Origin of the sequence: Fictibacillus barbaricus, assembly GCF_014635025.1 — a bacterium.
Taxonomy (GTDB): domain Bacteria; phylum Bacillota; class Bacilli; order Bacillales; family Fictibacillaceae; genus Fictibacillus; species Fictibacillus barbaricus.
The window spans coordinates 1-14,524 of the sequence record NZ_BMCE01000012.1 but is presented as its reverse complement, the minus strand read 5'-3'; the positions used below and the strand labels follow the sequence as shown (position 1 = coordinate 14,524).

14 protein-coding genes, 8 tRNA genes and 1 rRNA gene are annotated in these 14,524 nt (G+C 39.4%); 3 read left to right on the top strand and 20 right to left on the bottom strand.

The window, feature by feature from the left end; all coding sequences use genetic code 11:
* Window positions 1-736 precede the first annotated feature (736 nt).
* The gene (locus tag IEV52_RS22125; RefSeq protein ID WP_188404697.1) at window positions 737-967 is read right to left on the bottom strand and encodes a hypothetical protein; all 231 of its coding nucleotides are present in this window, start codon (window positions 965-967) and stop codon (window positions 737-739) included.
* Between the two features lie 293 nt (window positions 968-1,260).
* Between IEV52_RS22125 and IEV52_RS22120 the strand changes: the two genes are divergently transcribed.
* A complete protein-coding gene (locus tag IEV52_RS22120) occupies window positions 1,261-1,644 on the top strand; it encodes a MerR family transcriptional regulator (protein WP_188404696.1) in 384 nt (127 codons plus the stop codon).
* Complete coding sequence (locus IEV52_RS22115; RefSeq protein ID WP_188404695.1) at window positions 1,641-2,468, top strand: NmrA family NAD(P)-binding protein; 828 nt, start codon at window positions 1,641-1,643, stop codon at window positions 2,466-2,468. Before IEV52_RS22120 ends, IEV52_RS22115 begins: the two co-directional genes overlap by 4 nt.
* 281 nt (window positions 2,469-2,749) lie before the next feature.
* On the opposite strand, the gene IEV52_RS22110 is transcribed toward IEV52_RS22115, so the two are convergent.
* From IEV52_RS22110 to sigW, 9 genes are all read right to left on the bottom strand, one after another.
* On the bottom strand, window positions 2,750-3,241 hold the full coding sequence (locus IEV52_RS22110) for a YxiF family protein (protein WP_188404694.1): 492 nt from the start codon (window positions 3,239-3,241) through the stop codon (window positions 2,750-2,752).
* A gap of 202 nt (window positions 3,242-3,443) precedes the next feature.
* Window positions 3,444-3,713 carry a hypothetical protein gene (locus tag IEV52_RS22105; RefSeq protein WP_205723967.1) on the bottom strand — a complete coding sequence of 90 codons (270 nt, stop codon included), beginning with the start codon at window positions 3,711-3,713 and terminating at the stop codon, window positions 3,444-3,446.
* Window positions 3,714-3,849: 136 nt separating this feature from the next.
* Window positions 3,850-4,023 (bottom strand): hypothetical protein, encoded by a 174-nt coding sequence (locus tag IEV52_RS22100; protein WP_188404692.1) that lies wholly within the window; start codon window positions 4,021-4,023, stop codon window positions 3,850-3,852.
* A gap of 435 nt (window positions 4,024-4,458) precedes the next feature.
* Window positions 4,459-6,261: a glutamine--fructose-6-phosphate transaminase (isomerizing) gene (gene glmS, locus IEV52_RS22095; protein ID WP_188404691.1), complete on the bottom strand. Its 1,803-nt coding sequence runs from the start codon at window positions 6,259-6,261 to the stop codon at window positions 4,459-4,461.
* A gap of 478 nt (window positions 6,262-6,739) precedes the next feature.
* The gene (gene glmM, locus IEV52_RS22085) at window positions 6,740-8,080 is read right to left on the bottom strand and encodes a phosphoglucosamine mutase (protein WP_188404689.1); all 1,341 of its coding nucleotides are present in this window, start codon (window positions 8,078-8,080) and stop codon (window positions 6,740-6,742) included.
* An 18-nt stretch (window positions 8,081-8,098) separates the two neighbouring features.
* Window positions 8,099-9,382, bottom strand: coding sequence for a CdaR family protein (locus IEV52_RS22080; RefSeq protein ID WP_188404688.1), 1,284 nt, complete (start codon window positions 9,380-9,382; stop codon window positions 8,099-8,101).
* The gene (gene cdaA / locus IEV52_RS22075; protein ID WP_188404687.1) at window positions 9,366-10,199 is read right to left on the bottom strand and encodes a diadenylate cyclase CdaA; all 834 of its coding nucleotides are present in this window, start codon (window positions 10,197-10,199) and stop codon (window positions 9,366-9,368) included. The genes IEV52_RS22080 and cdaA overlap by 17 nt, the downstream gene beginning before the upstream one ends.
* Before the next feature lie 139 nt (window positions 10,200-10,338).
* Window positions 10,339-11,007, bottom strand: coding sequence for a zf-HC2 domain-containing protein (locus IEV52_RS22070; protein ID WP_188404686.1), 669 nt, complete (start codon window positions 11,005-11,007; stop codon window positions 10,339-10,341).
* 6 nt (window positions 11,008-11,013) lie between these two features.
* A complete protein-coding gene (gene sigW, locus IEV52_RS22065) occupies window positions 11,014-11,589 on the bottom strand; it encodes an RNA polymerase sigma factor SigW (protein ID WP_188404685.1) in 576 nt (191 codons plus the stop codon).
* 199 nt (window positions 11,590-11,788) lie between these two features.
* Here sigW and IEV52_RS22060 point away from each other — a divergent pair, with 199 nt between their 5' ends.
* Complete coding sequence (locus tag IEV52_RS22060; protein ID WP_188404684.1) at window positions 11,789-11,959, top strand: aspartyl-phosphate phosphatase Spo0E family protein; 171 nt, start codon at window positions 11,789-11,791, stop codon at window positions 11,957-11,959.
* A 39-nt stretch (window positions 11,960-11,998) separates the two neighbouring features.
* On the opposite strand, the gene rocF is transcribed toward IEV52_RS22060, so the two are convergent.
* The 10 genes from rocF to rrf form a co-directional block, all read right to left on the bottom strand.
* Window positions 11,999-12,898, bottom strand: a complete 900-nt coding sequence (gene rocF, locus IEV52_RS22055; protein ID WP_188404683.1) for an arginase — start codon at window positions 12,896-12,898, stop codon at window positions 11,999-12,001.
* 453 nt (window positions 12,899-13,351) lie between these two features.
* A tRNA-Ala gene (locus IEV52_RS22050) sits at window positions 13,352-13,427 on the bottom strand.
* A 5-nt stretch (window positions 13,428-13,432) separates the two neighbouring features.
* A tRNA-Gly gene (locus IEV52_RS22045) sits at window positions 13,433-13,506 on the bottom strand.
* Window positions 13,507-13,550: 44 nt separating this feature from the next.
* Window positions 13,551-13,635 (bottom strand) — tRNA-Tyr (locus IEV52_RS22040).
* 108 nt (window positions 13,636-13,743) lie between these two features.
* Window positions 13,744-13,819, bottom strand: a tRNA-Thr gene (locus IEV52_RS22035).
* Between the two features lie 12 nt (window positions 13,820-13,831).
* Window positions 13,832-13,907, bottom strand: a tRNA-Val gene (locus IEV52_RS22030).
* 22 nt (window positions 13,908-13,929) lie between these two features.
* A tRNA-Glu gene (locus tag IEV52_RS22025) sits at window positions 13,930-14,004 on the bottom strand.
* Between the two features lie 24 nt (window positions 14,005-14,028).
* Window positions 14,029-14,104 (bottom strand) — tRNA-Thr (locus tag IEV52_RS22020).
* A gap of 7 nt (window positions 14,105-14,111) precedes the next feature.
* Window positions 14,112-14,186, bottom strand: a tRNA-Asn gene (locus tag IEV52_RS22015).
* A gap of 45 nt (window positions 14,187-14,231) precedes the next feature.
* Window positions 14,232-14,347, bottom strand: a 5S ribosomal RNA gene (gene rrf, locus IEV52_RS22010).
* Window positions 14,348-14,524 lie beyond the last annotated feature (177 nt).

The window sequence follows — 14,524 nt, the reverse complement described above, 5'->3', positions numbered from 1 at the left end:
AGGTCTCAAGGAGAAGATCAATCTTAAGCTAATCGAAAACAAGACCTTTGATTCTGGAGCCATAGGTCTCGTTTACCAGACGGTAAGATGACCTTGTCACTTAAGGTGATTACGCTAACGGGAGACGATAGCTCAATTAACCGCCTTTTCACAAAGGCGGTTTTCTTATGGTCACAAATCAACATTAGAATTTAACATAGCCAAATTTTTAAAAGTCATAAAAAATAGAGGTTGATACATATCAGTCATGTATAATCTCTTACTTCTTGTTCAACAAACGCACCCGATTGTTGAATAAGAAATTAATTCAAAGCAATTTCCTTATTGAGCATAATAATTTATTTATTTAGTTCACTCTCTTCTTTATTCAATTTTGGTTCAGTTAAACGTAAGATTAAGCCAGTACATAAGAATCAAACTATGTAAGCAAACCATCCCATCTTTTCAAAACCATGAGCATACTTTTGCCATAAATATATAGCTGGAAATAGAATGCCACCACTTATAAGATAACCATTATTACACGATAATCTTTAAGCTTACGACCTACTAAAATCATCACGATTAACCATAAAATCATTATTGAAATCCATATAACTCCAGCCATACTTTTCCTCCTTGATTAGAAATAGGTATTTCTAATTTATTCCAATTCAATAATCATGGCGAAATCCATTCATAAATAAAAAAGTGCATTTCTCCTTCTTAAAGAAATGCACCCGATTGTGGAATAAGACTATTTATTTTTTTGTAATACCAAGAATATGCCCATTCCAACAACAGCTATCAGTAAAATAAAAGCAAATGTAGGCATTCCCAAATCATTACCCCAACTCATTGTTCCTTCTTTAGTTGTTATATAAGCTGCAGAAGCTTTAAGGGAATCAGCTAATTGAGTTATTGCGTAAACCATTATCCCTGTTAATACTGCTTGAGCAATAAGAAAATACCCTAATATTTCTTTCATATTTTAACCCCTTAAAATTTCGTTTTCTTCATTCTTCTATTCATTTTGCCTTTATTCAATAACAAGGATATTTTTCCTTCTTAAAGAAATCTAAAAAGTTTATATAGCTTCAGTCTAGTGGTGAGATGTGAGTCAAGAAATGCTCAGAAAAAGGTTCTTTTTCCTTCAACTTCTTAATAGCTATACCGTAATCCAAATACCCGTTTTTTTAAATTCGATTTTTTTCTATTGACCTTCACGCTAGTGTTAAACTTTATAATAACATTAGCTTTCAGAAGCGAGGAGGAGATCGTTTGAGAATTGGGAAATTAGTAAAGATGACCGGCGTCAGTGCCCGTTCAATTCGACATTATGAAGAGAAAGGATTAATCAAGGCTTCTCGTCGAGAAAATAATTACAGGGAATTTGACAAAAAGGTAATTGAATCTATTAACAATATTCAGCTTTATCTAGGTTTAGGTCTGACAACGGATCAAATTAAAGACATCATCTTCTGCAAATATCCTGAACACCAGGAACATGAAGAAAAGGACGTCTTTTGCGAGGAATTACTGCTTATGTATGAAACGAAAATGCATGAGATCAACCAACAAATAGCTGCTTTAACAGATGCGAAGTTAAATTTGGCTGAGAAAATCAATAAGATGAAACAAAAATGGGAGGATGGAAAGGAATGACCATATTAGTGGCTGGAGCAACGGGAACCGTAGGGCGGCATATAGTAGATCAACTTATTCGAAGGGGAGAAAAAGTTCGGGCATTGACACGTAATCCGCTGCAAGCCACTCTTCCTGCTGGTGTGGAGGTTGTTGCGGGGGATTTAAGTGAGCCAAGTACGCTAGTTTCTGCTTTGGATGGCGTAAGCGGCATGCATATGATTACTACTGGCGCCGAATATACCCCGTTACAAACGGGACCAGAAATCGTTGAACTTGCTGAGAAAGCTGGAGTACGCAGAGTTACTGTTTTATGGAACGGCGAGAAGGGCCCTTTTGAGAGGGCAGTTGAGGCAAGTGCCCTAGAGTGGACTCAACTTCAAGCCTTTGAATTTATGGCAAATGCACGAAAATGGGCAAACTCCATACGCTCCGAGGGGCTGGTTCGAGATCTGTTTGGGGGATCACGAATTGCTCCTGTTCATGAAGCTGATATTGGAAAGGTCGCAGCGGTCGCACTGACTGAGGACGGTCATGCAGATAAAATATATACCTTAACAGGGCCTGAGAGTTTGTCAGTTCAAGATAAAGTTCGGATTATTAGCGAGGTTATCGGACGGGAAATCCGATTTGTTGAGAGCTCTGAAGAAGAAGAACGTGAGCAGATGAGAAGGATGGGTGTTGAGGAGGATGCCATTGAATATGTAATCAATTGGCACCTTAACCCTCCTCAATCCGCCTTTACGGTATTGTCGACCGTTGAGGAAGTAACAGGACAAAAGCCGTATACTTTCGCAGAGTGGGTTAAGACGAATGCAGGATATTTTATGAATTCGAACAGCTAGTCATTCCGAAACTTTTGGGGCAGTGAAACTAACAAAGGCGGGAGAGCGTATCGCTGGCAGAGGTGAAATCAGGGGTTCAATCACCCTTGGCTCCATATCAAATAAAGAGGTTGATCCTTAATTGATCAACACCCTTTATTTGCACCTTATATGTTCTCCCCTAATCATAGATTTGTTTAACTTTGAGTGATTCAATATCTGATTACATTTTACCTTCTCAAACAATTCTTCCCTTATGTTAATATTAAAGGTGAAATCTCCTTATTAAAGAAATGCACCCGTTAGTTGAATAAGCCCCAATTAGTAAGTATATCTTGGTACTCCCTTATTTCAATACAAATACCATATTCTAATTTGGGTTCTACAATAATAAAATCAAAAGTTTCTTTTGTATAACCACTAAAACTGACCATCCAATTAATTTCCTTAAAAACATCCTCAATGTTTATGATAATAGCACCTGTTTCAAGATGGTTTTGGTGAAACAAAATAACCTTTTTATATTGGAATTTAAACGGCATTTTTAATTTAAGATCACTAAGATGCTTTATTGCTACTTCATTGCTGTGTTTAAATTTAATTTCATGTTTATCTTCTTTTAGTTTATCAATTTTATCAAATAGTTCATTAAGTAAATTCATTGAATACTGAATATCCAAAAAGGAATCAAGTGATAAGCTGATATTTTTAGCTTTCATTTCTTTAATAATCTTTTCTCTTCTCTTTTTTATTTGAAGTGATCTAATCCGTTTTTTGCGATCGTTTACTTCCACTTATTAATTCACCCCTATTAGAGCTGCGGTAGCTCCCTGGACCTTAAACTAAAGCACCCGATTGTTGAGTAAGAAATTATGTTTATCCCATTAAGTTAGTAATATAATACTTAAATTTAAAATAACCACCTATAAAAAGAGCTGACAATAAAAAGAATATAATTGCTATTTGTTTATTCATTAAGGTCGCCTCCAACAGGTATTAAGGGTTTCCACTTATCCAAAGAAAAACAAAGATATTTTGAACTAAAAATAAAATCGTTAGAATAATACCTGCTGTCCAAAGTATTATACTTTTCGTTTTTTGGTTTTTAATTTTCCAACCCAATACAATTGATAATAAAAACCCTAGCATAATAGTTGGAAAAAAATATGTCTCCTCTACAATATCAATCCCGTTAAAAAATAAAAAAATGACTAATAAAGTAGTTACCAATGTTACTATTGAAGCAAATGTGAAAAGTTTTTGCACTACATTTCCCCCTCCCAAAGAACCCCTCCAAAACAAAGTTAATTTTCTTAACTTCGTTATTGAGTTATTCCACAATCCTGCTACTTTAGCGTAAGAAAAAAGCTGCATTACTGTGGATCTTCAACTAACTTGCACTCTACTTACCTTGTTTTTTACTAATATGGATAGCAATATATAACAAAACACCAAAAGCCGCTCCACCGAGAAGTATTAACCCAAAATTACTTGCTGCTAAAACTAACGCGTAGGCCACAATCATCCCAAGTAGAATAAATAAGATTATTTGCACCAAATTTTCCTCCATACCCACTAAACGTAATAACTCCTAATGCAATAAGATTTAACTAGATATCTCAATTCCAATTATTTCAAATTTAATATTGTTACGCAATTCCTTATTCAACAATCTGGCCCGTTTGTGGAATAAGAAGCAGCTTTTTTAACCACAATAAAACCCCACTCTTCTAATGAGTGGGGTTTACAAAATTTAGTTCACACCAGAGTTGTATAGTTCACACTTAAGTTGTTCAGTTTACGTTCGAGTTGTATGATAACAGTTACAATCTATTTTTAACAAATTCAATAAGTCACGAATAAAAACCCGCATCTCCCAAATTGGAGAGGCGGGTTATTATATTGATACTTTATTTTAAATATCATAACTTTATTTCTTATATTAAAACTTAAATTCATATGTTAAAACTTTATATTTTTTCATCACATGCTACAGGTTTTTTCTTTATTCTTATTCTACTGTTACGGACTTCGCAAGGTTACGCGGCTTATCTACGTCACAGTCGCGGTGAAGCGCTGCGTAGTAAGAGATCAGCTGCATTGGAAGTACGGATACAAGAGGCGTCAAGAATGGGTGGATCTTCGGAAGAACGATGCGATCGTCTTCTTCTTGCAGCCCATCCATAGAGATCACGCAAGTGTACGCACCGCGTGCCGCTACTTCTTTCACGTTGCCGCGGATGCTTAAGTTAACATGCTCTTGAGTAGCAAGGGCGATAACTGGGGTACCTTCTTCGATCAATGCAATGGTACCGTGCTTTAATTCTCCTCCAGCAAATCCTTCAGCTTGGATGTAAGAGATTTCTTTAAGTTTAAGTGCTGCTTCTAAACATACGTAGTAGTCAGCAGCACGGCCGATGAAGAAGCAGTTGCGAGTTACAGCTAGGAACTCACGTGCAATTTTCTCCATCTCTTCTTTTTGGTCGCAAAGTACTTCCATCGCGTTTGCAACGATTGCAAGCTCTTGTAGCGGGTTGAAGTCTAACTCAATGCCTTTTGCATGAGCTGAGTCAACAGCTAGAATAGCAAGAACGGCGATCTGTGCCGTATATGCTTTCGTTGATGCAACAGCGATTTCTGGACCAGCATACAAGTTAAGCGTGTAGTCTGCTTCACGAGAAAGCGTTGATCCTGGTACATTTGTGATTGTTAATGCTTTATGGCCTAATTTTTTAACCTCAACCAGTACGGCGCGGCTGTCTGCTGTTTCGCCGGATTGTGAGATGAAGATGAATAATGGTTTCTCTGATAATAACGGCATGTTGTAAACAAACTCACTCGCGATATGTGATTCGACTGGAATGTTCGCGATGTTTTCGATCAGTTGCTTACCAACAAGACCTGCATGGTAGCTCGTTCCGCAAGCGATGATGTATACACGGTCTGCATCTTTCATGGCAGCACGGATATCATCGTCAAGCTTAAGGTCTCCATTTTCGTTTTGGTACTGGTTGATGATGTTGCGCATTACGAAAGGCTGCTCATCAATTTCTTTTAACATGAAATGAGGATACGTGCCTTTTTCGATGTCGCTTGCATCTAGTTCAGCTGTGTAAGGTGCACGCTCTACCACTTCACCGTCAAGAGTCTTGATCGTATAGCTGTCACGTGTCACGATTACGATTTCTTTATCCATTAGTTCAACGTATTGATCTGTTTGAGAAAGCATAGCCATTGCATCACTTGCAATAACGTTAAAGCCTTCACCTTTACCTACCAATAATGGGCTTTTGTTTTTTCCAACATAGATGGTTTCAGGGTTTTCGTTGTCGATCAGACCGATCGCATAAGAACCTTTAAGTTCAGAAAGTGTGCGGCGGAATGCTGCTTCCACTTCCATGCCTTCGTTTACAAAGTGTTCTACTAGCTGAACGATTACTTCTGTATCTGTCTCAGACAATAGCTCAACACCTGAAATGTATTGTTTCTTCACCTGTTCATAGTTTTCGATTACACCGTTGTGTACAAGTGTAAAACGCTCTGTTGAACTTTGGTGTGGATGTGAATTAACTTTGCTTGGAACTCCGTGTGTTGCCCAGCGTGTATGTCCGATACCAACCGATGCTTCAACGCCAAGATCGACGTTTTCACGCAAGTTAGCGATACGTCCTTTTTCTTTGAACACATGAACTCCGTTGTCGTTTAGTACAGCGATTCCTGCTGAGTCATATCCGCGGTATTCTAACTTTTCCAATCCGCGTAATAGAATTTCTTTTGCATCATTATTCCCAATATATCCTACGATTCCACACATAAATAAACGTCCTCCTTAAAGCCATCACACTCTGCTGACGGCTTTCATAAGAGGGCCGTGAGCGGGGCTCACAACCCCACCTATGTTCTCTATTTTTATTTTGTTTCACTTGCTTTCGTCTTTGTACAGGAAGTCACCTTACCTGGTTTGAACAAAAGCTTACGGAAGTGATCGTTCCGAGAGGCATCCGCCGAAATATCGATGAACCTCTTCCTCGTCAACTGCTCTTTTCCGATCAGCAGTTCAGGCGCTTTGGATGAATGATTAACTGTAAACTCCTTCCTATTATTTGAAGTAAACAAAAATAATCATACACGGGTTTTTCAAAACCGTCAATTATTATTCTTTCCCGATTTTAGAAAAACTAGAAACATCAAGTTCCATAATAAAAAAATATGCATACACGACCCGTTTTGTGAGCCGCATATGCATATGTTTCGTGCCCTTTTTTATTTTATGAGGGATTAAGCCCTAGTTTTTAAACAAGCTCTGTCTTTACAACGTCTACGATTTCATCGGCATGCTTTTGGCAAAGCTCCTCTGTTGGAGCTTCGACCATCACACGGACAAGCGGTTCTGTTCCAGAAGGACGAACAAGCACGCGGCCATTTCCTTCAAGATCAGCTTCTACTTTATCAATCGCAGCTTTGATCGCGTCATTACCATTTAACTTAGACTTATCCGCTACTTTTACATTGATTAAAAGTTGTGGAAATTTCGTCATCTCACCTGCAAGTTCTGATAAAGGCTTTCCTGTTGCTTTTAGGATGGATGCAAGCTGAATTCCAGAAAGAAGACCGTCGCCTGTTGTTGTGTAATCTAAGAAAATGATATGCCCAGACTGTTCACCGCCGAGGTTAAAATCATTCTTACGCATCTCTTCCATTACATATCGGTCACCAACAGCTGTTTGTGCTGATTGCATGCCATTTGCTTCAACCGCTTTATAGAAGCCCAAGTTGCTCATTACAGTCGATACGATCGTATCTTGCTTCAGACGCCCTTGATCTTTCAAGTGTTTCGCGCAAATAAACATAATCTGGTCACCATCGACAATATTTCCTTTTTCATCGATCGCGATTAAACGGTCTCCGTCACCATCGAAAGCTAATCCCATGTCACAGCCTTTTTCTTTTACAAGCTCAGCAAGCTTTTCTGGATGTGTGCTTCCTACACCTTCGTTGATGTTTAATCCGTTAGGACTTGTTCCCATTGTGGAGATATCTGCCTCAAGATCTGCAAACAAGTGAGGAGCATGTGATGATGTCGCACCATGTGCACAATCTAGAGCGATATGAAGTCCTGAGAAGTCTCCAGGAATCGTTTGCTTCAGGTATTGCATGTACTTTTGGCCGCCTTCGAAATAATCGCTGACAGAACCTAAGTCACCGCCTATAGGACGAGGCAGCTCATCTGTATCTTTATCTAATAAAGCTTCGATTTCAGCTTCTTGCTCATCTAATAGCTTAAAACCGTCAGCCCCAAAGAATTTGATTCCGTTGTCTGCTACTGGGTTGTGTGATGCTGAGATCATAACTCCGGCTTGTGCGCCTAGTGCTTTTGTCAGGAACGCAACCCCTGGTGTTGAGATCACACCTAAACGCATAACTTCTGCACCGATAGATAAGAGGCCAGCAACTAGAGCACCTTCCAGCATTTGACCGGAAATTCGTGTATCACGCCCGATTAAGATCTTAGGTTTCTCTGTATCTTTTGTTAAAATATATCCTCCAAAGCGTCCTAACTTAAAAGCTAGTTCAGGCGTTAGCTCTGTATTTGCAACTCCTCTTACTCCATCGGTACCAAAATATTTTCCCATTATTGCTCTCTCCTTCAACTATTGACTGCTAGTCTCTGTTTGAATTTCCACGCTGGCTTCTTGAACTGCATCTGTCAGATCAATATCCCCAGGATTTTTCCAATCGATCTTCACTTCATGTGTCCCCTGTTCTAGATCACTCACGTCTACTATCCCTTGCAGGTCAGACTTATCAAGTGAATCGATCACACTCTTTTTCCCTTTTACAGTGACATCTACAACCCCATCGGCTGGATCTAAAATGGTTGCTTGTTTCTCATCATTGATGCCTAGTAACGTTAATGGGACATCATTAAAGGTTCTTGTAATCTCTTCTTCTATATCAGCGTCCGTGTCTGATTCCACTTTCTCGACGTTAACGTTTACTGTTACTTCTTTAACTGATATAGCATCAATTCCATCCGGTACCGGAACATCAACTGTAAGGGTTGTGTCTTTCTTGATCTTGCTTAAATCTATAGAAATTTCATTATATGATTCAAATTTATCCAAAGAAGTTGTTGTACCCGTTAGTGTGATTTCACTTGGATCGGACGTAATGGATTGAAGGGAGAGCCCTTCTTCCAGCTCACCATTCGTACCGATAGAAATCGGTACAGTTTTCTTTGGTTTCTTAATCGGCACAGATACATCGACCACACCAGGATTAATCTGTACATCTATTAGATCTCCTTGTTGATTGTATGCACGGAGCGGCACTTTGGTTTGAATAGGCTCTTCAGCATCTCCCACATCCACAAAGCCGGTGATAAACGAGATTTGGTCGATCATTCCTTCAGCACCTGTAACGTTCACTGTTTTTGGTGAAAACTCAACATCACCTGCTGTATATCCTTCCGGAAGCTTTCTTGTATTCTTTAGATCAACATTCACGTTCATCTCTCTTGTTACTTTATTATGAAGGATAACATCTACGTATTCAGGTTTCACCTTTGCTTTTACACCCTCAGGCAGGCCTTGGACTTGAACCTTTACACGCTTATTTCCTGGTTTCATATTCGTCAAGTCAATATATACTTCGAATTCTTTGTCTACTTTTGTCGCTTTCGTAATTAATCGACTTGAACCCGTTAATGTTAGATCTACGGATGAAGGCAGATCTGTAAGTACATATTTATCATCATCAAAATATGGGTTGATCTGTACATCTTGAATCGTTTCACTTTCCGTATACATCTTCGAGAATATTGAACGGTTTGCTTCTTCCTCCTGGGTTTCCATCGTTACGATTGTATACATCATTAAAGCAAGGAGGAAAGCAATGATTTTTACAAACCATGAACTATTAAGGAGTTTGTCCATTTTTCTTTCCCCTCCAATTCCAGCGAGTTGAGGAAGTGGACTTGTTAGCAATAATCAATTCTGCATTTAACAAATTTCTTAAAGACTCTTCGTCCAGATTACGGTAGATTTCTCCATTCTTAGTCAGTGAGATCGTACCTGTTTCCTCAGAAACGATAACTGTTACAGCATCAGTTACTTCACTGATACCTAGAGCTGCTCTATGCCTTGTCCCAAGCTCTTTAGAAACAAAAGGGCTTTCCGTTAATGGCAAGTAACAGCCTGCTGCAAAGATCTGACTTTGCCTGATGATAACAGCACCATCATGAAGCGGTGTGTTCGGGACAAATATATTGGTCAGTAACTCGGATGTTAAATATGCTTGAATCGGAATTCCCGTTTCCACATACTCACTCAATCCTGTTTCGCGCTCGATTGAGATGATCGCACCGATACGCCGTTTAGACATATAGTTCGTTGATTTAACTATGGCACCGATCGCTTTCTCCATTTCTTCCTCTTCGGGAACACCTGTACGAGAAAAGAATCTTCCTCGTCCTAACTGTTCTAGTGCCCGTCTCAGTTCTGGCTGGAAAATAATGATGATAGCGAGTAAACCATATGTAATGACTTTATCCATCAGCCATGACATCGTACGCAGATCAAATGTACTGCTCAGAAGCCAAACAACGATGATCACACTGATCCCTTTTAACAGTTGAACGGCTTTTGTACCTCGAATCAACATGATCAGCTTATAGATCACATATGTGACTAATAAAATATCAATGATTTGTGTGATGTAATTAAATATATTGAAATCTGCGATTGGTAACATAACTTCCCTCCCAACCCGGTTTTTAGTGTGCCAAGTTGAAGTTTTCAAAATTGATTTAACTTATTTATTATAGCATACCTCATTGTAAAGAAAACTTAGCATGACATACACATGTTTTAATCATGATGCTCAGATGATATCAATTTACTTGTTGATTGAAATCAAAAAAAGCCGTTTGGGAACGGCTCTCATCCATTGTTTCTTCATTTATGCTTACTAAAGACTTCAACTTATACCATACCCATTCGACCACTTGGCGAATTTCCTGACTGTGGCCGGTTACTTCCCCAGCAGAAGCAAGATACTGATTGCCTTTTATCACAGTCACATCACCTTCTACCTTACCTTCTATACGAACGTCTGCATTTTCAACGACTAAGTCACCTTTAATGGTTTCACCTGCAGGAACGACAACAACCCGTTCAGCCTTCTTGATTTGAAGATTTCCTTCCCCTTTTACAACAGCCAGATCTTGCTGATTATAGCTCGTGAAAACAGACGCTGCCATAAAAAACATAAAGATGGCTGCCGCCGTAAGAGCAGGATGCCGTTTCATCCAGCGCATCCATTTCACCTGCTGCCTCTCTTTAGGCAGTTTAGCCATAACGGCTTCTGTAAAGCCTTCTGGGGCCTTTATATGGGTCTGAAGCTGCAATTCCCTTAAGGTATCTGTCAGCAGCTCATACTCTTCTTTACACGACGCACAGTCCCTTAAATGATTATGAAAGATGCGTTCTTCCTCAGGAGTTGCTTCTCCATCAAGTAACTTGTTCATTAACTCATCATATACGGAAGCTTCACACTGCATTTATCTTCACCTCGTTTTTACAACCATTTGAAATACTTTCTTCAGCGCTTCCCGACCTCGATGTATGCGAGTTTTTACAGTTGGAACTGGTATGTCCATGATCTGACTGATCTCTTCTAATGAAAGATCTTCAACATATTTTAGTACGATAGCTGTCCGATATTTTTCGGGAAGTTTCATAATTTCTGCTTGGAGTTCGTTCCATTGTTCATTCTCTGTCACAACTTCTTCGGGCAGTGGTTCTTCCGTTGAGAGCTGACTATACATATTTGCTCCGTCTGTTCCGGGTACCTCTGCATCCAGATAATAATCAGGCTTCTTTTTCCTCAGTCTGTCGATACAGAGGTTCGTAGCAATCCTGAATATCCAAGTTGAAAATTTGAATTCGCTATTGTACTTATTAATATTACGGTAAGCTCGCAAAAAAGTTTCTTGTGCTAAATCTTCTGCTTCATGTCCATTGCCGACCATCCGGTAACAATGCCGGTAGATTTTATCTTTAAAAAGGTCTACAATGCCTTCAAACGCTTCCTGGTCCCCTTTTTTTACTTGGGCAACCATATTCGCTATTAAGGCGTCCATTTTTTTATCACCACTCGGATTTTATTTACGTACCAGCATTCCATAAGTTTCAAATGAATTCATATTTTTTTATTTTATCATGTTGCAGAATTTGACGAAATAAAAAGGTATTTTTTTCTAAATTCTGAGTTTCAAAAAAAATTAGCCTGGGAATATTAATCATATGAAATATTATGCTGAACAGAAAGGGGTAGTTTGTATGTATAGAGATTTATTAATTGAACAGATTGAATACTCCAGACAGCAAATGAATGAACTTTCTAAACACCTGCCATTAATCGCACAAGAAGTAGTTGAGCTTTCGCAGGAGATCGACCAGCTGCTTAATCAATATCAGCGCATTAACGAAAAAGAACAGTTGCTTCCGTAAAAGAGGCAACTGTTTTTATTTATTATTCTTTATTCTATATTATAGTAGTTTCTCTCCAAATAAAGAACCCATTAACGCTACAGCAACTGTTGCCGTTTTGTTCTTCTCATCTAAAATCGGATTAACCTCTACAAATTCTGCAGATGTAATGATTTCCGCTTCTGCCAGCATTTCCATCGCTAAGTGGCTTTCCCGGTAGCTGATCCCTCCAAGCACAGGAGTACCAACACCTGGAGCATCGTGTGGGTCAAGTCCATCTAGATCTAAACTTAAATGAACGCCATCTGTATGTGACAAGTATTCGATCGTTTCTTCCATCACCTTTGTCATACCAAGACGATCGACCTCATGCATTGTATACACTTTAATTCCTTTTTCTTTAATGAGCTCTCTTTCCCCTTCATCAAGGGAACGTGCTCCGATGATTACGATATTCTCAGGTTTGATTTTCGGTGTATAATCACTGATTCTTGTAAGTTTTTCGTGTCCAATACCGATGCTTACAGCAAGAGGCATACCATGAATATTTCCACTAGGTGATGTATCTGCTGTATTAAGGTCACCGTGTGCATCATACCAAATTACCCCTAGGTTTTCATAATGCTTTGAAACGCCTGCAAGAGTACCAATAGCGATGCTGTGATCTCCCCCAAGGACAAGCGGGAATTTTTTGTTTGTAATCACATCAGATACCGTTTCTGAAAGCTTTTCGCTCGCATCAATAACCCCATTTAAGTTTTTAAGGTTTCCTTCGTTTTCAATACTTTGTTTTTCTGGACGAGCAATTTCTATATCACCAAAATCTTCAACACGATAGTCAAGGTTCTCTAAACGTTCAACAATTCCCGCATATCGAATCGCACTTGGCCCCATATCTACGCCACGGCGCATTTGTCCTAAATCCATCGGTACTCCGATTACTGTAATATCTTTTAACATTTCTTCTTCCTCCCTTATGAAAAACACAAAAACTAAAGAATAACTATCTCTATTGTAGCTGTAAGGGATTTCATGGTTCAACTGGACAAAATCATGCATAGATATACCAAAAAGAAAGCGCTTCCGGAGATTGAATACATATTTATAAGGTTTGATATAAAAAAGAAGATGGCTTTATGCCATCTTCTTTTTTATGGATGTTTATTATTTTTATGGATGTTTATTATGTTTTACGATGAGGTAGAGGCAAGGGTTCTATTTGGAAAATACATATGTGTGGGAAAATTGCAAAAGATCAAGGAATTTTTATGACTAATCACGGAAAAAAAGGGATGAATCACGGAAATTTTGCAGACCATTACGGAAAAAGTTTTAATCAGGCTTATATGTCTTCTGGAAAAAGACAAATAAAAAACTTCAGGCATCACCTGAAGTAACATGTGTTATGTATGTTGGTGGAGCTTAGCGGGATCGAACCGCTGACCTCCTGCGTGCAAGGCAGGCGCTCTCCCAGCTGAGCTAAAGCCCCGATAATGGAGCGGGTGATGAGAATCGAACTCACGACCAGAGCTTGGAAGGCTCTTGTTTTACCATTAAACTACACCCGCATATTGAAATAATATCGTCTAACTTTTCAAAAGTTAAACAAAGATGGTGGAGGGGGACGGATTCGAACCGCCGAACCCGGAGGGAGCGGATTTACAGTCCGCCGCGTTTAGCCACTTCGCTACCCCTCCACATAAAAAAAGAGACGTTTTAAAACATGCTCCTGTGTCTAAAAGACAATTCAAAAGAAGTATGTTCCTCGTCGCATCAATTTTATTTTTTCTCTAAAATAAAATTGATGGTGCCGGCTAGAGGACTTGAACCCCCAACCTACTGATTACAAGTCAGTTGCTCTACCAATTGAGCTAAACCGGCAAGTAAAATAAATGGTGGAGGATGACGGGATCGAACCGCCGACCCCCTGCTTGTAAGGCAGGTGCTCTCCCAGCTGAGCTAATCCTCCAAAGGTTTTATATTAAAATTAATGGTGACCCGTACGGGATTCGAACCCGTGTTACCGCCGTGAAAGGGCGGTGTCTTAACCGCTTGACCAACGGGCCATAACTGTTTGATCTTATTTGATATGGAGCTTCCAACCGGGCTCGAACCGGTGACCTCTTCCTTACCATGGAAGCACTCTACCTGCTGAGCTATGGAAGCAAGTAAATGGCTCCACAGGCAGGACTCGAACCTGCGACCGATCGGTTAACAGCCGATAGCTCTACCACTGAGCTACTGTGGAACAATGCAATGAAAAATCCACAAAGAAAATTGATCTTGAGATGCAGCCCAGCGACGTCCTACTCTTACAGGGGGAGACCCCCAACTACCATCGGCGCTGAAGAGCTTAACTTCCGTGTTCGGTATGGGAACGGGTGTGACCTCTTCGCCATCATCACTGGACCTGGTTACGTTTGTAACACTCTCAAAATCCTTTATCCTGTTGGGACAAGATAAATTTTATTATATTTTAAAACGTTTTGCAAGAGATTTTTTAATGATTTTCATCATTTTTATGTTCTCTCAAAACTAGATACGACGTTTCCAAACGTTTATGCATTGTAAGGATAAGCCCTCGAC

Excerpts from the sequence above, each read along its gene's own strand:
- sigW (WP_188404685.1), bottom strand. The coding sequence starts at position 11,589 with ATGGACGCCTTAATAGCGAATATGGTTGCCCAAGTAAAAAAAGGGGAC.
- cdaA (WP_188404687.1), bottom strand. The coding sequence starts at position 10,199 with ATGTTACCAATCGCAGATTTCAATATATTTAATTACATCACACAAATC.
- IEV52_RS22125 (WP_188404697.1), bottom strand. The coding sequence starts at position 967 with ATGAAAGAAATATTAGGGTATTTTCTTATTGCTCAAGCAGTATTAACA.
- rocF (WP_188404683.1), bottom strand. The coding sequence starts at position 12,898 with ATGTTAAAAGATATTACAGTAATCGGAGTACCGATGGATTTAGGACAA.
- glmS (WP_188404691.1), bottom strand. The coding sequence starts at position 6,261 with ATGTGTGGAATCGTAGGATATATTGGGAATAATGATGCAAAAGAAATT.
- glmM (WP_188404689.1), bottom strand. The coding sequence starts at position 8,080 with ATGGGAAAATATTTTGGTACCGATGGAGTAAGAGGAGTTGCAAATACA.
- IEV52_RS22060 (WP_188404684.1), top strand. The coding sequence starts at position 11,789 with ATGTATAGAGATTTATTAATTGAACAGATTGAATACTCCAGACAGCAA.
- IEV52_RS22070 (WP_188404686.1), bottom strand. The coding sequence starts at position 11,007 with ATGCAGTGTGAAGCTTCCGTATATGATGAGTTAATGAACAAGTTACTT.
- IEV52_RS22115 (WP_188404695.1), top strand. The coding sequence starts at position 1,641 with ATGACCATATTAGTGGCTGGAGCAACGGGAACCGTAGGGCGGCATATA.
- IEV52_RS22080 (WP_188404688.1), bottom strand. The coding sequence starts at position 9,382 with ATGGACAAACTCCTTAATAGTTCATGGTTTGTAAAAATCATTGCTTTC.